Origin of the sequence: Psychromicrobium ferritrahens (assembly GCF_043789415.1) — a bacterium.
Lineage (GTDB): Bacteria > Actinomycetota > Actinomycetes > Actinomycetales > Micrococcaceae > Renibacterium.
Genome location: NZ_JBDLLW010000001.1, coordinates 188486 through 214575 on the forward strand (window position 1 = coordinate 188486; position 26090 = coordinate 214575).

27 protein-coding genes and 1 pseudogene are annotated in these 26090 nt (G+C 59.9%); 12 read left to right on the top strand and 16 right to left on the bottom strand.

Going from position 1 to position 26090, the window contains the following annotated elements; all coding sequences use genetic code 11:
• Positions 1 to 21 precede the first annotated feature (21 nt).
• On the bottom strand, positions 22 to 498 hold the full coding sequence (locus tag ABDK06_RS00855) for a MarR family winged helix-turn-helix transcriptional regulator (RefSeq protein WP_394937953.1): 477 nt from the start codon (positions 496 to 498) through the stop codon (positions 22 to 24).
• Positions 499 to 539: 41 nt separating this feature from the next.
• On the opposite strand from ABDK06_RS00855, the gene ABDK06_RS00860 reads away from it, so the two are divergent.
• The 3 genes and pseudogenes from ABDK06_RS00860 (at position 540) to ABDK06_RS00870 (ending at position 3203) form a co-directional block, all read left to right on the top strand.
• Positions 540 to 1436, top strand: a complete 897-nt coding sequence (locus tag ABDK06_RS00860; RefSeq protein WP_394937955.1) for an alpha/beta hydrolase — start codon at positions 540 to 542, stop codon at positions 1434 to 1436.
• Between the two features lie 22 nt (positions 1437 to 1458).
• Positions 1459 to 1740 (top strand): annotated as a pseudogene (locus ABDK06_RS00865) (YdcF family protein); the annotation flags it as partial.
• Between the two features lie 422 nt (positions 1741 to 2162).
• Positions 2163 to 3203, top strand: a complete 1041-nt coding sequence (locus ABDK06_RS00870) for an SDR family oxidoreductase (RefSeq protein ID WP_394937957.1) — start codon at positions 2163 to 2165, stop codon at positions 3201 to 3203.
• Between the two features lie 69 nt (positions 3204 to 3272).
• On the opposite strand, the gene qcrB is transcribed toward ABDK06_RS00870, so the two are convergent.
• The 4 genes from qcrB to ctaE all read right to left on the bottom strand — a co-directional run bounded on the left by qcrB (position 3273) and on the right by ctaE (position 7622).
• Positions 3273 to 4988, bottom strand: coding sequence for a cytochrome bc1 complex cytochrome b subunit (gene qcrB / locus ABDK06_RS00875; protein ID WP_394937959.1), 1716 nt, complete (start codon positions 4986 to 4988; stop codon positions 3273 to 3275).
• A gap of 2 nt (positions 4989 to 4990) precedes the next feature.
• Positions 4991 to 6034: a cytochrome bc1 complex Rieske iron-sulfur subunit gene (qcrA, locus tag ABDK06_RS00880; protein ID WP_394937961.1), complete on the bottom strand. Its 1044-nt coding sequence runs from the start codon at positions 6032 to 6034 to the stop codon at positions 4991 to 4993.
• Positions 6035 to 6116: 82 nt separating this feature from the next.
• On the bottom strand, positions 6117 to 6905 hold the full coding sequence (gene qcrC, locus ABDK06_RS00885) for a cytochrome bc1 complex diheme cytochrome c subunit (protein ID WP_394937963.1): 789 nt from the start codon (positions 6903 to 6905) through the stop codon (positions 6117 to 6119).
• Between the two features lie 78 nt (positions 6906 to 6983).
• Positions 6984 to 7622 (bottom strand): aa3-type cytochrome oxidase subunit III, encoded by a 639-nt coding sequence (ctaE, locus tag ABDK06_RS00890; RefSeq protein WP_463401499.1) that lies wholly within the window; start codon positions 7620 to 7622, stop codon positions 6984 to 6986.
• 154 nt (positions 7623 to 7776) lie between these two features.
• Here ctaE and trpD point away from each other — a divergent pair, with 154 nt between their 5' ends.
• On the top strand, positions 7777 to 8832 hold the full coding sequence (trpD, locus tag ABDK06_RS00895) for an anthranilate phosphoribosyltransferase (protein ID WP_394937967.1): 1056 nt from the start codon (positions 7777 to 7779) through the stop codon (positions 8830 to 8832).
• A gap of 45 nt (positions 8833 to 8877) precedes the next feature.
• Here the strand turns inward: trpD and ABDK06_RS00900 are convergent, their stop codons facing one another.
• Positions 8878 to 9159 (bottom strand): Lrp/AsnC family transcriptional regulator, encoded by a 282-nt coding sequence (locus ABDK06_RS00900; RefSeq protein WP_394940766.1) that lies wholly within the window; start codon positions 9157 to 9159, stop codon positions 8878 to 8880.
• Between the two features lie 9 nt (positions 9160 to 9168).
• The gene (locus tag ABDK06_RS00905; RefSeq protein ID WP_394937969.1) at positions 9169 to 9588 is read right to left on the bottom strand and encodes a DUF3054 domain-containing protein; all 420 of its coding nucleotides are present in this window, start codon (positions 9586 to 9588) and stop codon (positions 9169 to 9171) included.
• A gap of 107 nt (positions 9589 to 9695) precedes the next feature.
• On the opposite strand from ABDK06_RS00905, the gene ABDK06_RS00910 reads away from it, so the two are divergent.
• On the top strand, positions 9696 to 10427 hold the full coding sequence (locus ABDK06_RS00910) for a 2-phosphosulfolactate phosphatase (protein ID WP_394937971.1): 732 nt from the start codon (positions 9696 to 9698) through the stop codon (positions 10425 to 10427).
• Here ABDK06_RS00910 and ABDK06_RS00915 read toward each other — a convergent pair.
• Complete coding sequence (locus ABDK06_RS00915) at positions 10424 to 11152, bottom strand: anti-sigma factor family protein (protein ID WP_394937973.1); 729 nt, start codon at positions 11150 to 11152, stop codon at positions 10424 to 10426. The two genes, ABDK06_RS00910 and ABDK06_RS00915, sit on opposite strands and share 4 nt — an antisense overlap.
• Complete coding sequence (locus ABDK06_RS00920; protein WP_394937975.1) at positions 11149 to 11667, bottom strand: sigma-70 family RNA polymerase sigma factor; 519 nt, start codon at positions 11665 to 11667, stop codon at positions 11149 to 11151. The genes ABDK06_RS00915 and ABDK06_RS00920 overlap by 4 nt, the downstream gene beginning before the upstream one ends.
• Positions 11668 to 11794: 127 nt before the next feature.
• Between ABDK06_RS00920 and ABDK06_RS00925 the strand changes: the two genes are divergently transcribed.
• The 4 genes from ABDK06_RS00925 (at position 11795) to ABDK06_RS00940 (ending at position 15105) form a co-directional block, all read left to right on the top strand.
• On the top strand, positions 11795 to 12409 hold the full coding sequence (locus ABDK06_RS00925) for a winged helix-turn-helix domain-containing protein (RefSeq protein ID WP_394937977.1): 615 nt from the start codon (positions 11795 to 11797) through the stop codon (positions 12407 to 12409).
• A gap of 16 nt (positions 12410 to 12425) precedes the next feature.
• A complete protein-coding gene (locus ABDK06_RS00930) occupies positions 12426 to 13151 on the top strand; it encodes an SRPBCC family protein (RefSeq protein ID WP_394937979.1) in 726 nt (241 codons plus the stop codon).
• 130 nt (positions 13152 to 13281) lie between these two features.
• A complete protein-coding gene (locus tag ABDK06_RS00935) occupies positions 13282 to 14286 on the top strand; it encodes a sugar phosphate isomerase/epimerase family protein (RefSeq protein WP_394937981.1) in 1005 nt (334 codons plus the stop codon).
• Between the two features lie 93 nt (positions 14287 to 14379).
• Positions 14380 to 15105, top strand: coding sequence for a siderophore-interacting protein (locus tag ABDK06_RS00940; RefSeq protein WP_394937983.1), 726 nt, complete (start codon positions 14380 to 14382; stop codon positions 15103 to 15105).
• Here the strand turns inward: ABDK06_RS00940 and ABDK06_RS00945 are convergent.
• Complete coding sequence (locus tag ABDK06_RS00945) at positions 15102 to 15692, bottom strand: TetR/AcrR family transcriptional regulator (RefSeq protein WP_394937985.1); 591 nt, start codon at positions 15690 to 15692, stop codon at positions 15102 to 15104. The genes ABDK06_RS00940 and ABDK06_RS00945 overlap by 4 nt on opposite strands.
• 91 nt (positions 15693 to 15783) lie before the next feature.
• On the opposite strand from ABDK06_RS00945, the gene ABDK06_RS00950 reads away from it, so the two are divergent.
• Positions 15784 to 16209 carry a nuclear transport factor 2 family protein gene (locus ABDK06_RS00950; RefSeq protein ID WP_394937987.1) on the top strand — a complete coding sequence of 142 codons (426 nt, stop codon included), beginning with the start codon at positions 15784 to 15786 and terminating at the stop codon, positions 16207 to 16209.
• Positions 16206 to 17045 carry an NmrA family NAD(P)-binding protein gene (locus tag ABDK06_RS00955; protein WP_394937989.1) on the top strand — a complete coding sequence of 280 codons (840 nt, stop codon included), beginning with the start codon at positions 16206 to 16208 and terminating at the stop codon, positions 17043 to 17045. The genes ABDK06_RS00950 and ABDK06_RS00955 overlap by 4 nt, the downstream gene beginning before the upstream one ends.
• 65 nt (positions 17046 to 17110) lie before the next feature.
• On the opposite strand, the gene poxB is transcribed toward ABDK06_RS00955, so the two are convergent.
• Both poxB and ABDK06_RS00965 read right to left on the bottom strand, forming a co-directional pair.
• Positions 17111 to 18835 carry a ubiquinone-dependent pyruvate dehydrogenase gene (gene poxB, locus ABDK06_RS00960; RefSeq protein ID WP_394937991.1) on the bottom strand — a complete coding sequence of 575 codons (1725 nt, stop codon included), beginning with the start codon at positions 18833 to 18835 and terminating at the stop codon, positions 17111 to 17113.
• Positions 18836 to 18936: 101 nt separating this feature from the next.
• Positions 18937 to 19383: a hypothetical protein gene (locus ABDK06_RS00965; protein ID WP_394937993.1), complete on the bottom strand. Its 447-nt coding sequence runs from the start codon at positions 19381 to 19383 to the stop codon at positions 18937 to 18939.
• A 59-nt stretch (positions 19384 to 19442) separates the two neighbouring features.
• Between ABDK06_RS00965 and ABDK06_RS00970 the strand changes: the two genes are divergently transcribed.
• Positions 19443 to 19871, top strand: coding sequence for a VOC family protein (locus ABDK06_RS00970; RefSeq protein WP_394937995.1), 429 nt, complete (start codon positions 19443 to 19445; stop codon positions 19869 to 19871).
• Positions 19872 to 19882: 11 nt separating this feature from the next.
• Here ABDK06_RS00970 and ABDK06_RS00975 read toward each other — a convergent pair whose 3' ends face one another.
• Genes ABDK06_RS00975 through ABDK06_RS00990 form a run of 4 tightly spaced genes read right to left on the bottom strand, consistent with a single transcriptional unit; the run spans position 19883 to position 26065 of the window.
• Positions 19883 to 22954, bottom strand: coding sequence for a glycoside hydrolase family 2 TIM barrel-domain containing protein (locus tag ABDK06_RS00975; RefSeq protein ID WP_394937997.1), 3072 nt, complete (start codon positions 22952 to 22954; stop codon positions 19883 to 19885).
• On the bottom strand, positions 22951 to 23829 hold the full coding sequence (locus ABDK06_RS00980; protein ID WP_394937999.1) for a carbohydrate ABC transporter permease: 879 nt from the start codon (positions 23827 to 23829) through the stop codon (positions 22951 to 22953). Before ABDK06_RS00980 ends, ABDK06_RS00975 begins: the two co-directional genes overlap by 4 nt.
• Positions 23826 to 24728 carry a carbohydrate ABC transporter permease gene (locus ABDK06_RS00985; protein WP_394938001.1) on the bottom strand — a complete coding sequence of 301 codons (903 nt, stop codon included), beginning with the start codon at positions 24726 to 24728 and terminating at the stop codon, positions 23826 to 23828. The genes ABDK06_RS00980 and ABDK06_RS00985 overlap by 4 nt, the downstream gene beginning before the upstream one ends.
• Positions 24725 to 26065, bottom strand: a complete 1341-nt coding sequence (locus ABDK06_RS00990) for an ABC transporter substrate-binding protein (RefSeq protein WP_394938003.1) — start codon at positions 26063 to 26065, stop codon at positions 24725 to 24727. The genes ABDK06_RS00985 and ABDK06_RS00990 overlap by 4 nt, the downstream gene beginning before the upstream one ends.
• Between the last annotated feature and the right edge of the window lie 25 nt (positions 26066 to 26090).

Here is a 26090-nt window from a genome sequence, read left to right on the forward strand (position 1 = left end):
AACAAGGCTGAGGTTCAGGATCTAGCCGATAGGAACACCGATCTGCCCGTTCTGCAAAGCGCTCCTCAATACAGACAGTGCATCGGCCGCAGCCGTCAACTGAGTGGCGCTGAGAACACTGGTAATGAGTTCATGCGTTTGATCCACAAAGGTACGCTCTGCGCTATCCAGGAATTGCTGCCCCTCGGCGGTGAGTGAGAGCAATGAGGAGCGTCGGTCGTGAGGGTTCGGCAAGCGCTGCACCCATCCTCGGGCTTCTAGGCGATCAATACCTTTACTGGTGGCGCCTATCCCCACCGCAAAATAGCCCGCGAGATCGGCGATTCGACAATCCGGGTGCCTTTGGAGATAGCGGAGGAATTCAAGCTGCGAGGTGACGACGCCGTGCAGTTCTCGGAGCCGATCGTTGAGCGCATTGTAGAGACGGGTCTCACACCGCACCAGATCGTCGAAAAATTGCACGACGTTCTCTTCAGCTAGACTTAAACTAGATGCCATGGCATATACTTTAACAGAAAGACAACGTGAGGAGACCCCTGATGAGCAAGCAACAAAGAGAATCACTCGACGCGATGTTACGCAGTGCCCCGCAAGGATTCAGACCGCAGCCAATGGAGGAGATGCGAAGCAGCTTCGCCGCCATGATGGCCACCATGGCAGTGCCCACTGACGTGAAGAAAACCCCGACGACGCTGGGAGATCGGGATGCGGTGCTCGTCGAGCCGGAGCAGAATGCTCGACCGGGAACCATCCTTTACTTTCACGGCGGTTCGTTCCTCCTCGGCTCTCCGGAAACCGCGATGGGACTCACCGCCAATCTGGTCACCCGAACCGGCTATCGTGCGATCTCCCTGGACTATCGGCTGGCTCCGGAACACCCCTTCCCGGCGGCCATAGAAGACGCTCTCAGCGCATACCGCGCGTTGCTGGAGAGCGGTATTGAGGCTTCCTCAATCGTTTTCGCCGGAGATTCAGCAGGAGGCGGCTTGTCCGTCACCACCTGTTTGGCAGCCAGGTCGGCAGGTCTGCCGATGCCAGCTGCCGTGCTGACATTCTCTGCCGGTTTAGACCACACGCGTTCGGGAGCCAGCGTGGAGACCAAAGCCGATGTGGACCCTTTCTTCACCAAGGAGGGACTCATGTACAACGGATCGCTCTACATGGCCGGGCAAGACCCCCATCAAGAACTCCTCAGTCCGGTGACGCTTGCGGATCTGACCGGTTTCCCACCGGTCTTGATGCAAGTGGGGGGCAACGAAATGATGCTCGATGACTCGACTCGCTTTGCCGAACGAGCGCGAGACGCCGGAGTCGACGTGATCCTCGATTTCACCGCCGGAGTGCCACATGTCTTCCAGTCCTTCGTCGGTGTTCTCGACGAATCCGATCAGGCACTGGACCGCGCCGCGCTTTTCTTGAAGCAGCGACTCGGCTGAGTTTCTCGGCAGGCTCGGAGCCGCGAAGGCGAGTTTAGACGCCTGCCCGAACTCGCGAATAATAGTCACCGGTGGGGTTTCTCAGAACGGGCGTACCGAGGCTGCTGTGATGCATGATTGGTTGCTGGGTCACGGCATCAAAGAGAGTCGTATCTCAATGGAAAATCAGGCTACGGGCACTCCGATCAATGCGACTCTGTCGATGGAGATCCTCTACCGCGGCCCAAATATCAGAAGCTACACCCTGATCTCCGGCTCCTCGCATTTGCGGCGCGCAGAGATCCTGTTACATCCTCGCTTCTGATAGCAATGTCGCCACAATATGGGGCATTGAAGATTACTATCATGCCTTGAACCGGCAGAGTGCCTGAAAGGAATTGATTAACGGGCACCAGGCCTGATCTGCTGAGTCAGAGACGAAGTAGCCGAACCCAGGAGCGCCATTTTATCGGCGTCCGTGCTAGCTGCCACGGCGTGATACATCACCAGCATGAGACTTTCCCGGTGAGCAGGAGCTTCTCTCGGTTCAAGAGCAACTCAATGACGGTCTGCCTTGTTCTAACCGCAAAGAGTAATCGACGCTGATTCCCGTGAGCCGATTCAGTGCTGCATGGCCCTGCCACTCCTAGGAACACCGGGGTCTGGTGCGCAGGCATGGAGGAGCGGAGTATTGGAGGTGCGGTACTGAACATCCGCCTTGATCGTCATCGAACACCGGAGTAAAGAATGAGCACATCCCAGCAACGCGTCCTGGTCACCGGGGGAGCCGGCTTCATCGGTATCCACTGCATTATGCAGCTTCTCCAGGAGGGCTATTTAGTGCGTACCACGGTCCGTTCCGCCGAACGCGAAGCTCAGCTGAGATCGATGCTCAGCCTTGCCGGCCAGCAGCCCGGTGACGCCCTGAGCTTTGTAGTCGCCGATCTGGAAAGCGATCTTGGCTGGTCTGAAGCTGTAGCCGATTGCGGCTTCGTACTGCATGTTGCCTCGCCGCTGCCCCATGGAGAGCCGAAAAACGAAGACGAGGTGATCGTTCCGGCCCGTGAGGGCGCGTTGCGAGTGCTCCGAGCAGCTCGGGACGCCGGAGTGAAGCGGGTAGTGCTCACCTCGGCTTTCCATGCGATCGGCTTTGGTTACGGCCGAACGGATCATGAATTCACCGAGGCGGATTGGAGCCGGCTCGACGGCCCGGGAATCAGCACCTACAACAAGAGCAAAACCTTGACGGAGCGGGCGGCTTGGGATTTCCTCGCCAATTCGGGTGGAGACCTGGAACTCACCGTGTTAAATCCGGTCGCGGTCTTCGGCCCGCTCTTCAATAAGAGCACCTCGGGAGGCAATGATGTCATCCGCAGATTGCTCGTCGGGGAACTTCCGGGCTACGCAGACTTCTGGTTCCCGATCGTCGACGTACGAGACGTAGCCAAGGCCCATGTTCGGGCGATGACCAGCCCACAAGCCGCAGGTGAGCGCTTGATCATTGGAAGTGGATCGAGTCTCAGTATGAAGCAGATCTGCCTGCTGCTCAGGGAGCACTTCGGCGCACAAGCCAGCCGGGTTCCTCACCGGTCGATTCCCAGCTTCGTGCTGCGGTTCGCGGCGATTTTCAATAAAGGGCTCCGGGAGATGACCGCGGATCTGGGGGTCATCAAGAAGATCAACGTCGAAAAGGCTCGGCGCATCCTCGGTCCCGCGGCCTACACTCCCGAGGAAGCTGTGCTGGCGACGGCGGAGAGCTTATTGAAGCTGGGAGTGGTCTCTGAATAGCTGAGGCCAATTCTGCACAAGGAATGGGTGCTGTCTCCCTAGGGAGACAGCACCCATTCCTTTTCTCAGCTAGTGAGTCAGCGACTTATCGCCGTGACCTTCGAGCGCCTCGTGATCGGCGTGCTCTTCATGAGCTGCGTGCTCCAGAGCTGCTCGGTGCTCAGCGGGGGTCGGCGGGGCAACCCGGTCTTCGAAGAAGAAGCGGGAGAGCCAGGCTCGGCGCTTTTCCTTGCGCACCACAATGCCCTTTTCGTTCGGTTGGCCAGGCAGCACACGCTTGGAGTCGAAGCTGACCAAACGGTACATCTTGTACTTGTCGAGCTGCTCGTGCTTCTCCTTGTACTCGCCATGGGGCAGTCGGATGATCCGACCTGTTTCACGGCCGTGCAAGACGATCTCACGGTCCTTGCGCTGCAGGGCCAAGGCGATGCGCTTGGTGACCTGGAAAGCGATGATCGGGCCGATGAAGAACAGGGTACGCAACCAGTAAGTCACATCATTGAGCGAGACGTGGAAATGGGTTGCGATCAAGTCGGAGCTAGCCGCGGCCCACATCACGCAGTAGAAAGTGAATCCGGCCATGCCGATCGCGGTGCGAGTCGGGGCATTCCGTGGACGGTCCAGAACGTGGTGCTCTTTATCGTCCTTGGTGATCCAACGCTCGATCCAGGGGTAGGTGAACAAGACCGTGAAGACGATTCCAGCCGGGATCAATGCCGGCAAGAGCACGTTCAAAGTCAGAGTATTGGTACCCCAGGGGAGCGGGATGTTCCACTCGAAGGGGAAGTCCCAGAGCCAGCCAGGCATCAACCGCAATGCGCCGTCCACCCAGCCGATATACCAGTCAGGCTGGGTACCCGCGGAAACCGGTGAAGGATCATAGGGCCCGTAGTTCCAGATCGGGTTGATCGTAAAGAACGCCGCCATCAGGGCGATGATGCCGAAGACGATGAAGAAGAAGCCACCGGCCTTTGCGGCGTAAACCGGGCCCAAGGGGTAGCCCACGACATTATTGTCGCTGCGGCCAGGGCCAGGATACTGGGTGTGCTTGTGCACCACCACCATGAAGAGGTGGATCACGATCATCAGCAGGATAATCGCCGGGATCAGCAGGATGTGCAGCACATAGAGCCTGCCGATAATGGCGCTTCCCGGGAATTCTCCGCCGAAGAGGAAGAAGGAGATATAAGAGCCGACAATCGGGATCGACTTAATCACGCCGTCGATAATCCGCAGACCGTTACCGGAGAGCAGGTCGTCGGGCAGGGAGTAACCGGTGAAACCGGCGGCCATCGAGAGAATGACCAGGGTACCGCCCACCACCCAGTTGAGCTCGCGGGGCTTCCGGAAGGCACCGGTGAAGAATACCCGGAGCATGTGAACGGCGACTGAGGCCACGAAGAGCAGGGCCGCCCAGTGGTGCACCTGGCGGATGAACAAACCACCACGGATATCAAAGGAGATATTCAATGACGAGTTGTACGCCACCGACATTTCCAGGCCCTTCATCGGCACATAGGAACCCTGATAGTGGGTCTCTGCCATCGAAGGATCGAAGAAGAAGGTCAGGAAGGTGCCGGAGAGCAGCAGGATGATGAAGGAATACAGGGCGACTTCACCGAACATGAAGGTCCAGTGATCGGGGAAGACCTTGCGGCCGAATTCCTTGAGGATCCCGGAGCCGCCAACCCGCTGATCGACGAAGTCAGTGATCCTGCCGACTTTGGTCGCCGGAACGAAGGGCGCCTCAGTGGTCGCTGATTGGCTTATTGTTGCGTTACTCATCTCTAGCCACGCTCCCAGTAGCTCGGGCCAACAGGTTCATGGAAATCGCTCTGCGCAACCAGATAGCCCTCTGAATCCACGGTGATCGGCAATTGCGGAAGCGGCCGCTTAGCGGGACCGAAGATCACCTTGCACTCTTGAGTGAGATCGAAGGTCGACTGATGGCAAGGGCACAGCAAGTGGTGGGTCTGCTGCTCATAGAGAGCAACCGGGCAGCCGACGTGCGTGCAGATCTTGGAATAGGCGACAATGCCGTTGTATCCCCAGCCTTCACGCCCGGGGGAGGGATGCAGTTCATCAGGGTTCAAGCGCATTAGCAACACAACGGCCTTGGCCTTTTCGTTGAGCTTGCCTTCTTCGAGTTCGTTCAGACCATCCGGGATGACGTGGAAGGCAGAACCGATAGTGACATCGGCAGCCTTAATCGGGGTTCCGGTGGGGTCCTTGACCAGGCGAGTGCCTTCTTTCCACATGGTGTGGCGAAGCTTGTTCACATCGGGGTTCAGATCGAGATCACGGAACATCACGATGGCCGGCAGCGGAGCCAGGGCAATCGCGCCGATCAGGGTGTTGCGGATCAACGGACGGCGCTTGATGCCGCTCTCTTCCGCAATGGTCTCAACGATCTCCACCGCGTCGCGGCGATCTGCTTCGCTACGCAGCTCATGGCGTTCCTCGGTGACCTCATGATCGGGCATCAGGGACTTGGCCCAGTGCACGATGCCAGTGCCGATGCCCAGCATGGCAAAGGCGGTGCCGAGGCCGAGCAGCATATTCTGCAAACGCAACGCGCCGATGGACTGATCCAGATGGACGCCGAAGTACGCGAAGAAAAAGAGCAAAGTACCGAGCACCGAGATCAGGAAGAGCACCACAACCTGGCGCTCGGCCCGCTTAGCAGCGCGAGGATTAGTATCAGCTAGCCGGGGGCGGTGCGGCGGAAGTCCAGGATCTTCGAACTTCTGCAATACCGTCTGACCAGCCTTAGCTTCGACCTCCGATGTGCTTTCCGGCTTTGCCGGATGGTCGTCACTATGGTCGCCCATTGTCCCTGACCCTTCTGTCGTCCCGTTATCTGGGAAATCTTAATAATTCAGTCGAAATAGACCCGATCTCTCGGGCCAAAATTTAGGAAGTGCGTGAAGTCAGCCAGATAGTGAAGGCGATAACCAGGCCCAGACCGGCGATCCAGACGAACAAGCCTTCAGAAACCGGGCCCAGGGCGCCGAGATCGTTACCGCCGGGGGAGCCGTTCTTCTCAATCGTCTCCAGGAAGGTGATGATATTGCGCTTCTGCTCGGGAGTGATGTTGGCATCGTTGAACACCGGCATGTTCTGCGGGCCGGTGATCATGGCTTCGTAGATATGGTTCGGAGTCACTCCGGCCAGCGAAGGCGCGAACTTACCCTGGGTCAGCGCACCGCCGGCGGCGGCAGCGTTGTGGCACATTGCGCAGTTCACCCGGAACAGCTCGCCACCCTCAGCGGCATCGCCCTTGCCATCGAGGAATTCAGCGGATGGCACCGAAGGGCCAGCGCCCAGGCTAGCGACATAGGCAGCGAGTTGCTTGGTCTGCTCCTCGTTGAACTGGGCTGGCTTCTGCTGCGCCTGCGGGCCCTGGGCCTGCAGCGGCATCCTGCCGGTTCCCACCTGGAAGTCAACGGCAGCGGCGCCTACTCCGACCAGGGACGGTCCGGCGGCAGAGCCGCTTGCGCCCATCCCATGGCAGGTGGCGCAGTTGGCGATGAAGAGCTTCTCGCCCTCTTTCACCTCGTCCGCACTGTAGCTGGTGGTCTCCGCCTTGGCCTGATTGACCGAGGTTGCCAGGGTGTAAAGACCACCGGTGAGCAACAAGCCCATCAACAGTAGTGCGAGGACGGCTAGTGGATGCCGTCTTTTCTGTGAAAGTGCCTTCACCGGGTGCTTCCTTTACTTCTGGTCTGACTGGCTTCCATGAGCCGGGGCTTGAATTCTTCCGCTGGTGGAAAACTGAGCTTATTTGAGCACATAGATCACGAGGAACAGGCCGATCCAGACCACGTCAACGAAGTGCCAGTAGTACGAGGTCACGATTGCGCTGGTGGCCTCGAAGTGACCGAATTTCTTGGCCGCGTAAGCACGTCCGATGATGAACAGGAAGGCGATCAAGCCACCGAGGACGTGCAGCCCGTGGAAGCCAGTGGTCATGTAGAAGGCCGAGCCATAAGCGTTAGATGAAAGCGTGACGTGCTCACTGACCAGCATGGCGTACTCAGTGGACTGGCCGGCGACGAAGATGCCGCCCAGGATGAAGGTCAGGAAGAACCACTCGACCATGCCCCAGCGGGCGAAGCCGAACAGACCGCCGGTACGGCGGGCCTGCAATCGTTCTGCGGCAAAGACGCCCATCTGGCAGCTGAAGGAACTGGAGACCAGCACGATGGTGTTGATCAGCGCGAAGGGGAAGTTCAGCTTGGCAGCTTCCTCGTTCCACAACTGGCCCGAGGTGGAGCGGAGCGTGAAATACATGGCAAATAGCCCGGCGAAGAACATCAACTCGCTAGAAAGCCAGACGACGGTTCCCACGGAAACCATGTTCGGACGGTTCAGCGTGGGGTGTGCCGGGGCGCTTGGGTTTTGGGTCACAGACGTCACATAGACATTATGTCTATAAAACTGCTCAGTGCCCAATGCAAAATGCCTATGAACGCATCTTTTTCTACAAACGTGCGAAAACTCACGGAAGTTCCGCAACTCCATCGGATGGTCACATTGGCCGCTCACGCTCAGACCTCGGTAGCATCGTCACGTGATGGTTCCCGAAAATACCCCGCATCCGAGCTGGCCGCTACTGCTGACCGAGCTCATCAACGGGCACGATTTGAGCTCTCAGCAGACCGAATGGGCGATGAACACCATCATGGCTGGAAACGCCAGCGACGCACAGATCGCCGGGTTCCTGGTAGCACTTCGGGCAAAGGGCGAGACCATCGGTGAGATTTCCGGATTGGCTCAGGCGATGCTCTCGCACGCCAAGCCGCTCGAAGTCAGTGGTGAGGCGCTCGACATCGTGGGCACCGGCGGCGACCGGCTGAACACTGTGAATATCTCCACGATGGCCGCCCTGGTCTGTGCGGGTGCCGGTGTCAGGGTGGTCAAACACGGCAACCGGGCTTCCTCGTCCGCTGCCGGTTCGGCTGATGTCCTGGAAGCGCTCGGCGTCCGCCTGGATCTTTCGGTCGACGCCGTGGCGCGCGCCGTCGAAGAAGTCGGCATCACTTTCTGCTTCGCTCAGGTCTTCCATCCTTCATTCCGCTACACCTCGGTGCCACGGCGTGAGATGGCGATCCCCACAGCGCTGAACTTCCTCGGTCCGCTCACTAATCCGGCCCGGGTGGCAGCCTCCGCGGTGGGAGTCGCCGATGCCAGGATGGCGCCACTAGTAGCCGGGGTACTGGCGGCCCATGGCAGTCGTGGCCTGGTATTTCGGGGAGAAGACGGCTTGGACGAACTCACCACCACGAGCGCCTCGACGATCTGGGAAATCCGGCACGGCGAAGTCCACCAGTCACGGCTGGATCCTCTGGATCTAGGGATTCCGCGGGCCACCATCGACCAGCTACGCGGGCAGGATGCGGAGTTTAACGCCCGGGTCGCCAAGGAGACTTTCGCCGGAGCCAAGGGCGCGGTGAGAGATGCCGTGCTGCTCAATGCGGCCGCCGGATTGGTGGCCTTCGACCCGGAAGACCAGGGCAACTTAGAAGATCGACTAGCCGCTGCTTTACGCAGAGCGGAAGCGGCTATCGACGGCGGCCAGGCCCAGGCAGCGCTTGAGCGCTGGGCTATTTTCAGCGCTCAGAACTAAGCCGAGTGCTCAGGCCCTTTCAGTTGGACTGACCGCGCTGAGAAATCAGTGCTCGAAGCCCAGTGAGAACGCGGCGTCAAGATCGTGCTTGGAATAAGCTCGAAACGAGATATGGGTGGTAGTAGCCTGAACGCCCTCAACTTTGGAAAGCCGATCCGCGATCACATCAGCCAGCGCTTCATGCTGAGCCACCCGGGCCACGGCGATCAGATCCCATTCCCCGGTCACCGAGTAGACCTCGCTGATACCTTCGATCTCGGAGATCTCCTGAGCTGCTTCGGGAATCCGGTCGACACGGGTCTTGATCAGAACGAATGCGGTAATCACCATCCCAGACTAACCCAAGCGACGAGTTTTGCGGCGCGTCAGATAACCGGCGATCACCCGGTGCCCCAGTAAGAACACCCCGAGCACAATCCCGGCGACCAGGATAAAACTCAGTTCAGCGGTTTTCCCGCTGAGGATCCTCAAGACCATTCCGGCGAGTACTGTGATCAGCCAGAGGCAGACCCCGTGGGGCCACAGCCGGAGCGGAGCGCGCCACAGCCGAGCCGCTAACCAGCCGAGCAATACCCCCACTACAAAAGGCCATGCGGTGAGCAGCACTCCGAGTACCAGGTTCTCTTCCTGATGGCTGGCCCTGCCGATGGCGGCGAAAACCAAGACCAGAATCAGGTCCGCGAGAAAGGCGTAGCCGATCAAGCCTCGTTGAGGCGCAGTGCTGGCAGACTGAGGGGTGCCGGGGGTGAATGCCATCCTCGCAGGCTAGCAGTGCAACACCCTGGCTCGGCAAATCCGCCGAGCCAGCCGGTTCCTAGCGAGCTGCGGATCCGGGCCAAGATCAGACCAGGAGAGGAACGAGCGTGCAGATCGATTTTGCCTGGGGTCTCAGCGGAGCCTTAGCCATCTGTGAGCCACACAGCATCGCTGTGGTACACGACATTTTGAGTTTCTCCACCACCGTGGAGATCGCAGTGCAGCGCGGTATCGAAGTACTTCCCTATCCTTCACGCTCTGCGGGCGCAGCGGACTACGCTAAGCAGCAGCGAGCCTCGCTGGCCGGCTCACGTCAGCAACGCGAGAGCTTGACGCTCTCACCTTCCTCGATCGCCGGAGCAGCTGAACCGCTGCCGGCCCGACTCGTCCTGCCATCACCGAATGGTGCAACCATCAGTGCGGCGCTAGCCGACCGCGGTACCGAAGTGTTTGCGGCTTGCTTACGGAATTCGCTGGCCACGGCCGAATACCTGGTAGGGCTGAATTCACCACGAGTGGTCAGCATTGCGGCGGGGGAGTACTGGCCAGATGGCACTTACCGGCCCGCCATCGAGGATCTGATCGGCGCTGCCAGGCTGATCAGCGCGCTCTCCAGCTCGAGGGGCAGCGCCCTGACCCTTTCCGATGCAGCGCGTCTTTCACTCGCCAGCCTGCAGGCGGTAGAAGAGGAGATTCCGGCGGTAATCCAGCGTTCGCCCAGCGGCCAGGAACTGATCGAACGGGGATTCATGGACGACGTCGAACTCGCCTGCCAGCTCGACGTCAGCAACGTGGTAACCCACTATCGGCCAAGCAGCTCGAGTTTCACGGCGGTCTAGAGCTGAGCTCGAACAGCAACCTCTCCGGTGTCCGCCCAGCGAACTTCGATCTTCGCGATTTGGCTCACCGGAACCATAATGGTGGCCACCGGGAAGATCTCCGGGTCCTTGGTCGATTTCCAGCTGGCAGCCACGGTTTCCTGCCCTTGTTTATCGGTGACCACTAACTGATAGGAATTAGAACCGGAGCCATAATAGGGCTGTCCGGATCCGCCGTCGAAATGCTTGCAGACCCATTCGAGCTGGGTTCCCCAGGCCACCGGCAAAGCTTTGCCGGTCACCGTGAAGTTAGCGGCATCCACCGCGGTGAAGTTGAGCGGAACCGCCAGAGCTTGCTGAGTCTGAGCCTGGCTCTCCCTGGGCACCACCACCACGGTGACCGCGACGGCTGCGGCAGCGACTGCCAGGCCTGCCACCGCGGTGAAGAGTCTTTTACGCCGTTTGTCCCGGCGAACCCGATCGGCGAGTAAAGGCAGCACTTCAGCTGCGCTCTGGTGCGGCGGAGGCGGCGGAGCGAGCAATTCCTCGGCCTGCCCGACAGGCAGCGCGGCGAGGATGCCGGGTAGGCCCGCTAGCTCGGTGACGGCCTTCCGGCAGGATCCGCAGAGCGAGAGGTGCTCTTCGAAATCATGTCGGTCTTTGGGGGAGAGGCTGCCCAGCACATAGGCGGCATCCCATTCAGCAAAACGATCATTATGCCGACCCACGGGCTCTTGCTGGCTCATTGGGTCACCCCTCTTTCTTGCAGGGCCAATTTCATGGCCCTTAAGGCGTAGTGCATTCTGGATTTGACGGTGCCCTCGGGAATGCCCAGTTCGGCCGAGATCTCCCGGACTGAGAGCGAGCGATAGTAGCCGTGAAGCAGGATCTGGCGATGTTCAGCGGAAAGCACGGAAAGCGCTTCGGAGATCAGCCAGGAGTCCAGAACTCGGTCTGTGGCGTCTGTCTGGCTCTCCTCCGGAGGCTGGTCGGTGCCGATTTCATGCCGATTCCTGGCGCTTCGCCAATGGTCTACCACGAGGTTCCTGGCAACCGTGAATAGCCAGGCTCGCACCGCAGCTTCGGGCCGTGCCAATACCTCGGGACGCTGCCATGCCCGAAACAGGGCTTCCTGGATGATGTCCTCGGCCTGCTTATGATCTCCCGTGAGCCGGGTGACGAAACGCTCCAGGTCGGCGGCATGGGATTCATAGAGGGCATGCAGCAACTGCTGCTGAGCGTCCAGGCTCGATGAATTCATTTCCCCCTCCACAGCCTTATGACGAAGTGACAGGGAAAAAGGTTCATACCCAAACTCTAGATCCCTCATCCAACCGAAATATAAATATTTCTTGACAATATATTTTGTCGGAAGCAGAATGGAGAGCATGGAAAAGCTCGCGGTTATCGATGATCCAGCGGCGGCGGAAGCCACCTTGGACCCGATCCGTTCAGCCCTTTTAGCGGGCCTGCGCGAACCGACTTCCGCGACCATGCTCGCCAAGAGATTGGGGCTGCCACGACAAAAAGTGAATTACCACCTGAAGATGCTCGAACAACACGGCTTAGTGGAGCTCATTGAGGAACGACGCAAGGGAAACACCAATGAGCGGCTGCTGCAAGCCGTGGCCGCCAGCTTCGTGATTTCGCCGCAGGCCCTGGACAGCCTTCGCCCGAACCCCGGGGAGCTGCCCGATCACTTCTCCGCTCGCTGGCTGATCTCCTTGGCTGCCACTTTGATTCACGATGTCGGCAGCCTGCTGAAAGGAGCAAAGGCCGCTAGGCAGGAACTCGCAACCTTCGCTTTGGACGGCGAGGTCCGCTTTGCCAGTCTGGCCAGCCGAGCGGCCTTCATCGAGGAGCTGAGCCAGCAGGTGGCTGCTCTGGCGGAGAAGTATCACGACGCCGAAAGCCCTGGCGGGCGCCGTCACCGGATGGTATTTGCGCTTCATCCGAGCCTGAAAACCCCGGACAGCACTAAAAACATCGAACTTCAACCATAGAAACAGGAGTAAGAAGATGAGCAGGAAATTCGAAGTCCACGCTGAAACCCCCATTGAGGGCACCCCCGAGCAAGTGTGGGATGCCGTGACCACCGGCAACTCCGGCTGGCTCTGGCCGGTTGAGATGGAGCCTAAACTCGGGGGAACAGGCCCTTGGGGCGCCGTGGTGACCGCTTGGGAGCCTCCCACACACTACGCCAATCACATGGAAGGCGAAGGTGGCTTCTATAACACTCTGGATTATCAGATCGAAGAACGCTCCGATGGCAAGACTTGGGTGCGCTATATGCACGCCGGTATCTTCTTACAGGATATGGATGACTCGGCGTGGGCGAATCAATACGACGGCGTACTGAAGCATACCGAGTTCTATCAGCACACGCTGGCCGAATACGTTGAGCACTTCGCGGGCCAGCAGGCCGAGTACGCAGATGTGCAGGGACCGGCCAGCTCAGCCACTGCCGGGTCCTTCACTCTTTTGCAGCGAGCTATCGGAGCCTCGGAAGCATCGGTTGGCGAAGCGGTGAGCTTTACCGTGCCGGGGAAGGGCGAGGTCAGCGGAGTACTTGATTATTCCACTGAGCACTTTGCCGGGATTCGCACCGAACAGGCGCTCTATCGCTTCTTCGGCCGCGATGCCTTTGGCTCCGTGGTCGGCCTGGCAATCCACCAGTTCAAGGGTGAAACGGCAGAAGCCAGCTGGCAGGATTGGCTGAACAGCCTCTACCCGACCAGCGACTGAGCAGCTTAGGTCAGTTCCGAATCTCACCCGGAAAGCCGCCGAATTCTCTCGGCGGCTTTCCGCGGTTAAGAGTTGATAATCCGAAACCACGGCGATAGCGTCGAAGGCACCAGCAATCGAGGAGTTTTTCATGGCGCGTCCAATCACTTTGTTCACCGGCCAGTGGGCAGACCTACCGTTCGAAGAAGTGGCGCGCCGCGCTGGGGAATGGGGCTTCGACGGCCTGGAGATCGCCTCCTGGGGAGATCATCTGGATGTCTGGCGCGCCGTGGAGGATGACGCCTATCTGAAGACTCGGCTCGACATCTTGGAGCAGAACAATCTTCAGGTCTTCGCCATCTCAAACCACCTCAACGGGCAAGCCGTGTGCGACGACCCCATCGACGAACGGCATCAGGGAATCGTCTCCTCTCGGGTTTGGGGCGATGGAGAGCCGGAAGGAGTGCGGCAGCGCGCGGCCGAAGAGCTCAAAATGACGGCTCGAGCGGCAGCGAGGCTCGGCGTCAAGACCGTGACCGGCTTCACCGGTTCAGCCATCTGGAAGACCGTTGCGATGTTCCCGCCGGTGCCGGAAAGCATGATTGAGCGTGGCTATCAGGATTTTGCGGATCGCTGGAATCCGATCATCGACGTTTTCGACGAAGTCGGGGTGCGCTTCGCCTTGGAAGTGCATCCTTCAGAAATCGCCTTTGACTACTGGACCACCAAAGCGACGCTGGAGGCGATCGATCACCGCCCGGGCTTCGGCTTGAACTTCGATCCCTCGCACTTCATCTGGCAGGACCTGGATCCCTTAGTCTTTTTGCAGGATTTCCAAGACCGGATCTATCACGTGCACGTGAAGGAGTCAGTCACCCAGCTCAACGGCCGCAATGGCCGGATGGGCTCCTTACTGCCCTGGGGTGATCCGCGGCGAGGCTGGGACTTCGTCACCGCCGGCCACGGTGAGGTGCCCTGGGGCAAGGTATTCCGGATGCTGAACTCGATCGATTACGTTGGCCCGACCAGCATCGAATGGGAGGACGCTGGCATGGACCGCTTGGTGGGCGCACCGGAATCCCTGTCCCTGGTGAAGCAACTAGCCACCATCACTCCCAGCGCAGCATCCTTCGACGCGGCATTCTCGACCAAATAAGATCCTTCACGGATTCCGGAGAACCAAGAGCCTTCCTCGAAGACCCTGAGTAATGTTAGGTTAGCCTTACTTAACATTATTCAGGGGATGGGCATGGCGGAACGATTTGAACGGGCGCTGCTCAAGGCCTATCGGGCCGCGGATTTTGAGCTTGAGGTGCTGTCGAATGAGGCAGTGGCTGAGAATCTGCGGAAAGTTCGCTTTCACTGCGCCGAATTCATGTCCCGGCAGGGGCTGCACCCGGGAGTCTGGCTGCGACTCTGGATTCCGGGGGATAAGGGTCGCTATCAGCGCGGTTATACCGCCATCGAGCTAAATCACGCCGACGATACTTTCGCCATCGAGTTCTACTTGCACGGCGGGCCCGGATTGGCTCAGGCTTGGGCACAGCAGGCCAGTGCGGGGGATCGGTTGAGCGCGACGCTCTACACCGGTAAAGACGCCTTCTCTCCGGGGAAGGCTCCGCAAACCCTGCTGATCGGGGACCCCACCTCGCTGCCGGCAATCAACGAGATCTGCGCCAGCATCGAAGGTCCGGTCACCGTGATTCTGGAAGCGGCTAACGAAGCGGACCGCCGACTGCCGACCGCCACGGAGGTGAAATGGGTTGCCCAGAGCCCCGGTGGCATTGCGGTCATCGAAGCACTGGGGGATCTGCGGCTGGATCACTGGGCGTGTTTTATTGCCGCCGAGAGCCATACTGTGAAACAGCTCAGGCGCATTGTTCTCGAACGAGGAGCCTCAAAGAGCCTGCTAAAAGCGCGAGGTTACTGGACCCGAGGTAAATCGATGGGTGGAAAGGTCGATCAAGAACCTTAGACTGCGGTTCGAGCACTGAGAACGGTTCGGATAAAAACCGCCAGCTGCTCCCGCAGATCTTCGCGCGAGAAATCTTCCTCACTCGCCAGGTGCTCCACGAGGTCCGCACGAACGGCTGCGAGCAGAGCATGCGCGGTAAAAGCGCTGTCAATTGTGCCGGGAAGCTGCGCCAGCAACCCCCGCAGCAGATCATGCCATTGACCGTACTGCGCCGACAGATAGAGACTCGCACTATCAGCCTCTTCGAGGGCCAGCATCAGGCTGCGATTGTCGAGTTTGAAACATAGCAGGGCGTCCAACAGTGCTGGGATCCGCTCGCGCGCTGGAACCTCAGGACCCCATGGACCAGAACCGCTCGCAACGCAGAGCATGATCGGTTCAAGTCGAGCCTGATAAACCGCTCGCAACAAGCCGGTCCGATCACCAAAAGCGCGGAAAAGCGTCCCCTTGCCAACCCCGGCCTCCGCGGCAATGCTGTCCATCGTGACCTCTTGGGGCCGCGCGCGGCGGGCAAAGAGCGCGTCCGCAGCGGCCAGCACGAGCTTCCGGTTGTTCACTGCGTCCTTGCGCGGCTTGCGCTCAGGCATACCACACCTCACTTTACAATCCGGACCGTCAGTCCGTATTATTTTAGTCAGACTTACTCAACAGATTCTGCTACAGACCTGGAGGAATTCCATGACCGCCATCCGATCTCCCCAAGAGCTCTACCGAGGAAGCTTGAAGTTATTGCTTGAAAAAGACATCTCAGCCTGGGTCGATCTGTGGGCCGAGGACGCCGTCATGGAGTTCCCCTTCGCGCCGCCCGGCTGGCCCACCAGACTGAACGGCAAGGCCGCCGTCGCAGACTATATGCGTGATTACCCTGATCAGATCGATCTCGCTGACTTTCCCGAGGTCCGGATTCACCAGAGCACGGATCCCGAGACCATCATCGTTGAACAGCGTGCCGTGGGAAGGCTAGTGGAGAGCGATGCGCCTTACGATATGCGCTATATCGCTGTGGTGACGGTGCGGAACGAGCAGATCGTCCAGTATCGCGATTACTGGAACCCTCTGAACATTATGACCACCGGGGTCGATCTCTCCGGAGCTGCCCAGTGACCACCAAGAATCTCACCCTGGTGGTCGGGGCGACCGGGAACACTGGTAGCCGGGTCACCGCAGATCTAGCCGCTCTGGGGCTTCCCGTCAGGGCGGCTAGTCGTAAAGGCACCGCTCTTGCCGGAACGGAGGCGGTTCAATTCGACTGGTACAACACCGAAACCCACACCGCAGCACTCAAAGGCGTCAAACGTCTCTATCTGGTACCTCCAGTGGGTGATAACGACCCCGCCGCAGTGATGCTGCCCTTCCTGGCGCAAGCCCAGGAAGCCGGTGTGCAACGCGCGGTTCTGCTGAGCGCATCCGCGGTGGAACCGGGCGGTCCCGCGGTCGGGCTGGTGCACCAGGCGCTGCCCGAGATCTTCGAAGAGTGGGCCGTCCTGCGACCTTCCTGGTTCATGCAGAACTTCATTGAGGCACATCCGCACGCACTCAGCATTCGTGAGGAGGGAACCATCTGGAGCGCCACCGATGACGGGCGGGTCGGGTTTATCGACGCCGCCGATATTGCGGCAGTCGCGGTACGCGCCCTGCTTGATGAACCATCACTGAATACCGATCTCATCCTCACCGGCCCGGAAACCCTGAGCTATGACGACGTCGCAAGTATCGTCGCAGCCGCCATCGGCCATCCGGTGATTCACCGCCGATTGTCCTATCAGCAGATGAGGGATCGGATCGCCGCCTCACTTCCGCTGGAGTTCGCTTCGCTGCTGGCTGGAATGGATCGCAGCATCGCCGAAGGATCCGAGGACCGAATCACCGATACCGTGCAGCGCATCACCGGCCGCGCACCACGCAGCCTACGTGCCTTGCTCCAGCACAGAGCTTCGTGAGCGGGCTCCAGCTCCGTTCAGGGCTTTCTTCCGGAGCGCTTTCATCGACGTGAAAACACCCGGAGTCAGAGGATCTGCCGAATATTGCTCTTCGCCAGATCGACTAGCTCATCGCCTTTACCCGACATCACCGTCCTCAAAGCATAGAGCGCAAAGCCTTTGAGCTGTTCCGCGGTGATCGCAGGCGGCACTGACAACTCCTGCCGCTCGGTGACCACATCGATCAAGGCGGGGCCGTCATGGGCAAAAGCTTCAGCCAGAGCACCCTCCAAGTCTGCGGAATCTTCAACCCTGATGCCTTTGAGACCGATGGCTTCGGCGACAGCCGCGAAATCGGGATTTTTGAGTTCGGTTCCATAGTTGACGAATCCCGCCGCTTTCATCTCCAGCTCCACGAAATTCAAGGAGGAGTTATTAAAAACGACGACTTTGACCGGCAATTTGTTCTGGGTCAGAGTGATCAACTCTCCCAGCAGCATCGTGAGGCCGCCATCCCCGGCAAGAGCGATGATTTGCCGATCCGGCTGCGAGGCCTGAGCTCCGATCCCCTGAGAGAGAGCATTCGCCATGCTCCCGTGATTGAAGGAGCCGATCAGTCTACGCCGCCCGTTCATGCTCAGATATCGGGCGGCCCACACCACGGGGGAGCCGACGTCGGGAATGAAGACCGCATCCTCAGTGGCGAGTTCATCGATCAGGCGGGCCAGGTACTGCGGGTGGATTGCCTGATTCTTACCCCGGGGAGTGGCCAGATCATCCAGTTTCTGACGAGTCTTCGAGTAATGACTCAATGCGGCGGCAAGGTGCTTGCCCTTGGTTTTGGCCTTCAGCAAGGGCAGCAGCGAGGCAATGCTCTCTCGGACGCCGCCGCGCAGACCCAGGGTGATCGGTGCCCGTTTCCCTAAATTCTCGCCGCGGATATCGATCTGGATGATCTGCGCCTGATCCGGGTAGAACTGTGGGTAGGGGAAATCTGAACCGAGCACGAGCAGTGTGTCGCAGGATTCCATCGCCCGATACCCCGAGGCGAAACCGAGCAGTCCGGTCATGCCGACGTCATAAGGGTTGTCGTATTCGATGAACTCTTTGCCTCTCAGGGCATGCACGATCGGCGCCTGCAGCACTCCTGCCAGCTCGACCACTTCGTCGTGTGCCCCGTTGACTCCGGCCCCAGCGAGAATGGTGACCTTCGATGAATCGTTGAGAAGCGAGGCCGCCTGCTCGAGCTGAGCGTGAGCTGGAACAGTTTCCGAGCGGCTCGGCTCAATTCGACTGACGGCTTGGTGAGTGGCTTTCGCCAGCGCGACATCACCGGAGATCACGATCACGGCGACCCCGCGTTTTTCAATCGCGGCACGGATTGCGATATTCAAGACCCGGGGCATCTGCTCCGGCGTTGAAACCTGCTCAACGTAGACACTGCACTCCCTGAAGAGTTCCTGGGGATGCGTCTCCTGAAAATAGCCGGTGCCGATCTCAGAGCTGGGGATATGCGCTGCAATGGCCAGCACCGGGACCCGGGAACGTTGCGCGTCGAAGAGCCCGTTGATGAGATGCAGATTGCCCGGCCCGCAGCTACCGGCGCAGACCGCTAGGTCACCGGTCAGTTCGGCTTCTGCTGCTGCGGCAAAGGCAGCAGCTTCCTCGTGTCGAACGTGAACCCACTCCACCGACTCGCTCGTACGGAGTGCATCGGTAAAGCCGTTGAGTGAATCACCGGGAATTCCGTAAACCCGTTTCACTCCGCTGGCGGCCAGGGTTTCCACGATGGTATCTGCGACGTTGCTCATACTGTCCTCTCCTAGACTTCTTCGATTCTATGGACATCGGGTGTTGCCGCGCTGTGAGCTACCGGACATTCTCGGCGATGGATCCAGAATGCGCTTCGAGCTCAGATGGCTTGCAGTAGTTCCTTGAGGGGTTTCGGAAGCTCATTGAGTTCAAGGGCTTCGGCCATCACCCTCGCATAGTGCTCTTTGCGCCCGCTGGTGGTTCCCATAAAGCGATGAAGCTGCTCGTGGACGCTGCGCTCCCGCTGAGCCGGCTGATTCTGCAGGATCTTCCAGGAGCGTGAATCTCCTTGCTGGGCGATCAGTTTTTCGACCCCCGTGGGCGCCAGAGACCTGATCAGCTCCTCCTCCAAATCAGCCCGGCAGACGAAGAAGCCCAGCTGCCGAATCGTCAGCTCATCGAGTCCAGTGCCAAGACCCTCTCTTTCCAGGGCCCGAATGAAGAAGCCGGTTTCTGCCTGGTCGCTCAGACCGAGCAATCTGAGTCGAAGTCCGCGCCGGAAGCCCAGATTCCCCGAAGGGTCGATGATGGATGACAGCGACGGCATGGCCAGCTTAGGATGCCTTGAGAAGGTTTGCCATTCACAGGATTCAAAGGAGAAGGCCAATGGATTGGACTCTGGAAGTCGTTGTCGTACCGGTGAGTGATCTCGATCGCGCAATAGCTTTCTACCGCGATCAGGTGGGTTTCAACCTCGATCACGACACCAAGAACGAGCATATGCACGTTGCCCAGCTCACCCCTCGCGGTTCCGGGTGCTCGATCGTGATCGGTGATTTACCCGCTCAAAACGAAATGGCCCCCGGTTCGCTTCGTGGACTGCAGTTGGTGGTCTCGGACGCGAAGGCAGCACGCGCCGAACTGATCTCGCGCGGCGTCGAAGCCAGTGAGTTGATGTCGTTCAGTCCCGATGACGGCGGAACGTTCTTCGGCTTCTCAGACCCGGATGGCAATACTTGGGCGGTTCAAGAGCTCAAGGTACGCGCCGAGAAGCCACTGATACCGCTAGAAGCCAGAGGTCGTTTCGGAGCGTGAAAGCTCCGCCGTCAGCCCACCATGAAGCTCAAGCTCCGCGCCTCCGGGCGGAGTGCAAAGCTCGGCCAGACATCAGGGCCGCAGGCGGCTGAACCCAGACCGTGCTGCGCGGCGTCAAGATACAGGTAGCTCGCGGACGACGTCGGAAGCTCGAAGGGGTGCTCCGCTGCCGCGATTTCTTGAGCTGTGTAAGGCGAGAGGGTGAATCCGGGCAAGCGGCCCCGCTGATCGGCATAGGCTTGCAGGCGAAGCGCGGGCTGCCCGGCGCTCAGCAGTTCCAGGGTGCGCAGCGCGGAACGATGGCCCGTCTCCTGTGGTCGCGCGTAGTCGACCGAGAGCTCCTCGATCGTGCGTTCGAAACGCCCTACCCGGGCAGCTCGGAAGCTATCCGGATAGGATTCCTCCGGGCCCAGCCCGAACCAGCGGGCGCCGTCCACCGCTGTCGGCAACTCGAAGCGCACCCCCAATCGCGGCCACACCGTGTTCCAGCCCTTGGAGGGTTCCATGTCGATGGTGAGCTGCAACTGTTCCTCACCGTCCAGGGTCACAAGGCGCCATAAGGTAGTGGTCCGCACCGTGGCCCGGCTATTCGCCGCCGCCGATACGGTGATCGTACGGAGTTCATGATGGCCGAGCTCGATGGATTCCACCCGGTGGGTCAGTCGATCCAGGCCTTCCCGGCGCCAGGAATCCGCGAGGGTAGGGCCCGCAGCCCCGGCACCGTTGCTGGCCCAGGGGTCAGCGGCGTCGTAGTTGCCGGAAGCGTCGCCCTCATCGTTATCCGTTGGGGCACGCCATAATTCGAGTTGCGGTCCGCGAACCGCCAGCCCCGCGAGTTTGGTCAGACGGCCGTGTTCGAAAACCGCCGGACCGAGAGCGAAGACCGCGGGAAGCTCGCCGTTCTCCGCAGCCGACGTCGTACAAGCTCGATCCTGGGAGAGCCCCGAGGGCTGAGAGCTCAACGAAGTGCGGGAGATCGCAGGGGCTGCCGGAGGCTCGCCCTGGATGGAATATTGGGCGGTGGCCACGGTATGACCGGCCGCTGCCCAGGGCTGGTCCTTGGCCAGTACCGCCGAGATGGTGAGCCAGGCTTCGCTGTTCTGCACTACCGGCAATTCAGGCAGCGTGAGCTCCGCGGTGTCCCCAGCCTGGATCGGCGCACTGATCAGCTCACCGTGGGCGATCGCTTCACCATCCACTTCGTACTTCCAGCGGAAGCTGAGGTCCGAGGTATCAGCTGAATGCCTGAGGTTGGTCACCACGATGCGATCGTCGAGGCGTTCCAGCTGGAGCGGCTGGACCACGGCCTTGAACTCGTGCAGCCCCGGGCTCGGAGTGTCATCACTGAGCACCAGGCCATCCATCACGAAGTTGCCGTCATGCAGCACCTCTCCGAAGTCGCCGCCGTAGCCGTAGAAAGGCACTCCCTCGGCGGTATGCGTCAGGATGCCGTGATCGCGCCATTCCCAGACGAAGCCACCGTGCAGCTTGGGGTACTTCCTGAACAGCTCCTCGTATTGATCGATCGCTCCCGGGCCATTGCCCATCGCGTGCACGTATTCGCACTGCAGGAAGGGCTTACTCCGCTGCCGGGAGGCTTCTGCCGGGCGGCAGCCCAGCAGCGCCTCGCTGCTGCCCTCGGCGATCGAAATCACCTCGGGGACCGAAGCGTACATCCGCGAATAAACATCGGTATAAGCCCCCGCGTAGTCGCCTTCGTAATGCACCGGTCGGCCAGGATCCCGGCGGTGCACCCACGAGGACATCGCAGCCAGATTGGCTCCTGTGCCCGACTCATTGCCCAAAGACCAGAGCACCACACAGGGATGGTTCTTATCCCGCTCCACGGTCCGTTCGATCCGGTCCAGGTAAGCCTCCCGCCACTTCGGATCATCGCTGGGGTTATCCGCCCAGCCGCCGTTCTCGAAGCCGTGGGTCTCCAGATCGCATTCGTCAATCACCCAGAATCCCAGCTCATCCGCGAGGTCGAGCAAACGAGGGTGCGGTGGGTAGTGGCTCGTTCTGATCGCGTTGATGTTGAAGCGCTTCATCTGAGCCAGATCCGCCCGGGCATGGGTTTCATCGAAAACCCTGCCGCGCACGGGGTGGGTTTCGTGCCGATTCACCCCGTGGAAAACCACTCGTCGGCCGTTCACTAGGAGTTGATCACCAATGATTTCGACGGTCCGGAACCCCACCCGGAGGCTCACCGTCTCCGCCTGATTCGACACCTCAGCCTGATAGAGCTTCGGTGATTCGGCGCTCCACGGCTCCACCACATCGATTTCGAAGGGTCGCACCTCATCGCGATGACGCCAGGTGGTCTGCACGCCGAGCTCCGGGACGCTGAACCGCACTGGGAAAGTGGCACTTTCGGAGAGTTCGACGTCGACCGAACCTCTGCCATCCCGGTAGTCCGCTTTCACCCAGACGTCGTCGAGTCCTCCTGCGGGCCGCAGCAGCAGCGTCACATCACGGAAGATGCCGGGCAGCCACCACTGGTCCTGATCTTCTAAGTAGCTCGCAGCCGACCATTGGTGAACACGAACCGCGAGCAGGTTCTCCCCGGGCCGAAGGGCCGTAGTGACGTCGAACTCCTGCACCAGTCTGCTGCCTTTGCCGACGCCGATCTCCTGCCCGTTGAGCCAGACCCGATAGGTGGATTCCACGCCGTCAAAACGCAGCAACACTTTCGTGTCGCCGAACCATTCGGCGGAAAGATCGAAGCGCCGTCGATAATCTCCTGTGGGATTATCATCCGGGACGAAAGGCGGATTGATCGGGAAGGGGTACTGCACATTGGTGTAGATCGGCCGTCCGTATTTGCCGTCGCCTTGAAGCACCCAGTGAGAGGGTACCGGAAGAGTGTCCCAGCCGCTGTCGGAGTAGTGAAGCCCGGCAAAATCCTCCGAGGTTTCTCCCGCGGGTAGCACGCCTTCGCCTATCCAGCTATCGGGGGAGCACGGCAGCAACCGAAAGCTCCAATCGCCGTTCAAGGATTGGCTGGCTGCGCTGCTGAGCAATCTGGCTCGTGCCGGGGTGCGAGCTCCGCGGCCTGGGCCACGGTCGATCAAGTAGGTCATTTAACTGCTCCTTCGGTGAGCCCGCCTCGCCAGAAACGTTGCAGCGCCACCATAGCAATCGCCAAGGGAATAATCGACAGTAGAACACCGCCGGTAGTGAGCTCGTAGAACTCGGGCAACCGGTCCACCTGGCTCCGCCAGTTATTCAATCCCAGGGTGATCGGATACAGAGAGTTATCGGAGAGCATGATCAGAGGCAGGAAGAAATTGTTCCAGATCCCGACCAGCTGGAACAGGAAGACCGTGACCAGGGCTGGAGACAGGATCCGTAAGCCGAGGGTATGAAAGATCCGCAGTTCACCGGCTCCATCGATCCGAGCGGCCTCGATCAAGGCGGTGTCAACCGTGGAATCCGCGTAGATCCTACAGAGGAAGAGCCCGAACGGAGAGACCAGAGAAGGGATCAGAACGGACCAGTAGGTGTTAGCCAGGCCCAGCTGACTGAACAGCAAGAAGAGCGGCAGCGCCGTAGCGGTGCCCGGAACTAGCACGCCACCCAGCACGGTGCCGAAGATCAGCTGACGACCCCGGAATTGATACTTCGCCAGCGCATAGCCACCGGCCGCCGCCAGATAGGTCGCGATCAGTGAGCCCAGCCCGGCATAGAGCACCGAGTTGAGGAACCAGCGAAGAAAGATGCCGTTATCGTAGCTCAGTACCTGGCTCAGGTTATGCCACAGTGAGAAGGTCCCGCCGAGCAGGAAGCCGTTGCTGGCGAAGAGGTCCTGGGTGCTCTTGGTGGAGGCCACCACCACCCAGTAGACGGGCACCAGGAAATAGATTGCCACCAGGACCAGGATCGCGGTGACCAGAATGGCCGAGGACCTGGATTTTCCGGCGGATCGGTCAGTCGTGCTGACCCGGCTAGCGCTCATCGGGATTTCCTGTTCGTGATCCGAAGGAATATGAAAGACAGCAAGAAGGCCACCAGGGCGATCAGAACTGCCTGGGCGGCCGCCACGTTGTAGTCGTTATAGGCGAAAGCCGTCGAGTAAGCGCTGAGATTAGGCGTGTACTCGCTGTCGATCGCCGGGGCTGAGCTCTTGAGTACCTGAGGCTCCGCGAAGAGTTGCAGAGTGCCAATGATCGAGAACACCGTGGTGAGCACCAAGGCCGGCCTGATGAGCGGCAGCTGGATGCTCCGGGCTACCCGCCAAGCGCTCGCGCCGTCCACCTTGGCGGCTTCGTAGACATCGGTGGGAATGGATTTCAACTGTGCGACGATGATCATCATGTTGTAGCCGGTGTAGGTCCAGGTGACGATATTGGCAATGGACCAGAGCACACTTCCGGCGCCCAGGAAATCGAGTTGCAGACCGAAGACCTTGCCCAGATCGATCAGCGGGCTGAGCCCCGGAACGTAGAGGAAGGACCACAGAATGGTCGCAATCACTCCGGGGATTCCGTACGGCAGAAAATAAACAGCTCGGAAGAATCCGGGCCAGCGTGCCGAAGCGGATTCCAACAGCAGAGCCAGCAAGGTGCACAGCGCGATCATCACGGTGACCTGTACGACGCCGAAAAGCAGCATCCTGCCGATGGAGGCGATGAAATTGCCGTTGGCCAAGGCTTGCGCATAATTGCTGAACCAGGCGAAGTCGGTGTGCACGCCCTGCTCTCCGAAGGTTCCCTGCCGGGTCACCTTGGTGAAGCTATTGCCGATCGCGACCAGGATGGGGAGCACGAAGGTCAAGAGGAAGAGCAGCAGGAAAGGGGCCAGAAGAATCCAGGGCGCCAGGACCAGATTGAGGCGCTTTGTCTTGATCGTGCTCATGAATTGACCTTCCGAATCGTGAGGCCCTTGTTTCTGAAGGCGGCCATGACGTTCTGCTCTGATTGCTTCAGGGAACTCACCAGAGAGACCCCGTTGGCCTTCTTCCGGAATCCATCCGAAATGATTTCGAAGGTCTGCTGAGTCAGTGGCCACCAGGACCATGCAGGATTCTGCTCTTTGCTGGCCGGGGAGAAGATCTCCTGGTTGTAGTTCTGCCCGCCGAAGAACTCTGAAGGCTTCTGCCGGGCCGCACCGAGATAGTCGACAGCCGGTGACCAACCGATGCCGCTGTTATTGATCATCGCGTCGATGCCTTCCTTGCTGGTGGTCATCCAGACCGCGAATTCCAGCGCTTCCTTGGGGTGCTTACTGTTGGCGAAGACAGCGGCAGTGGAACCTCCGTTGTAACTGGACCCGAACCCTGCATCGCCCCACCGGGGGAGTGCGGCGACCCGCCATTTGCCCGCCGCTCCGCTGACTCCTTCGAGCAGCGCGTCACCCCAGCTGGCTCCGATCAGACTCGCCAGCTGACCCGAGCCGACGGCGGCGAACCATGGAGCGGAATAAGGAGCGTAGGCGGTGGTCATCAGATCTTGATCGATGACACGGTCGAAGAACTCAGCGACCTGGAGCGTGGCCGGGTCAGTCAGATTGATCGTCCAGCCGGCGGAGTCTGGTTTGAGCCAGGAAGCTCCGGCTTGGCAGGCCAAGGAGCAGAACCACGCGGCGTCCGAGAGCGGGAAGCAATCGATATAGCTGCCGATGCCCCGTAACTGAGCTGCCGCATCGGCCCATTCCTCCCACGTTTTAGGAACGTCGACCCCCGCTTTGCTCAAGAGGTCCGGCCGATAGTACAGCCCCATCGGCCCTGAATCTTGGGGGATCCCATAGACCCCGTCGAGGTAGCTGACCTGGTTCCACAGCGTCTGGTCATAGCGGTCGGCGTACTGTTTGGCGCCGTAGCGTGAGAGATCCACCAGGCCGTTGACCAGCATGAATTCGGGGATCGAGCGCAGTTCCACCTGGGCCAGGTCCGGACCGCCACCGGCGGCCAGTGCGGCGTACATCTTCTGATAGCCTCCGGCGTTTCCGCCGGGGGTCCAGACCGCTTCGACCTGGACATTGGGGTGCTGAGCATTCCAGATATCGCAGATCTTTTGCAGATCCTTGAGCCAGGCCCAGTAAGTGAGGGTGATCTTCTCACCTGAGGCGGCCGGGGCGATGGTCGGTTTGGTATTGGCCGAGACCGAACCGGGAGTTGCGCAGGCACTCAGCAGAGCAGCGGTGCCCGCGGATAGACCGAGTGCGATGGCGCTCCGTCGAGTGAATGAGGACATATGAACCACTTCGTCGTGTGAACAA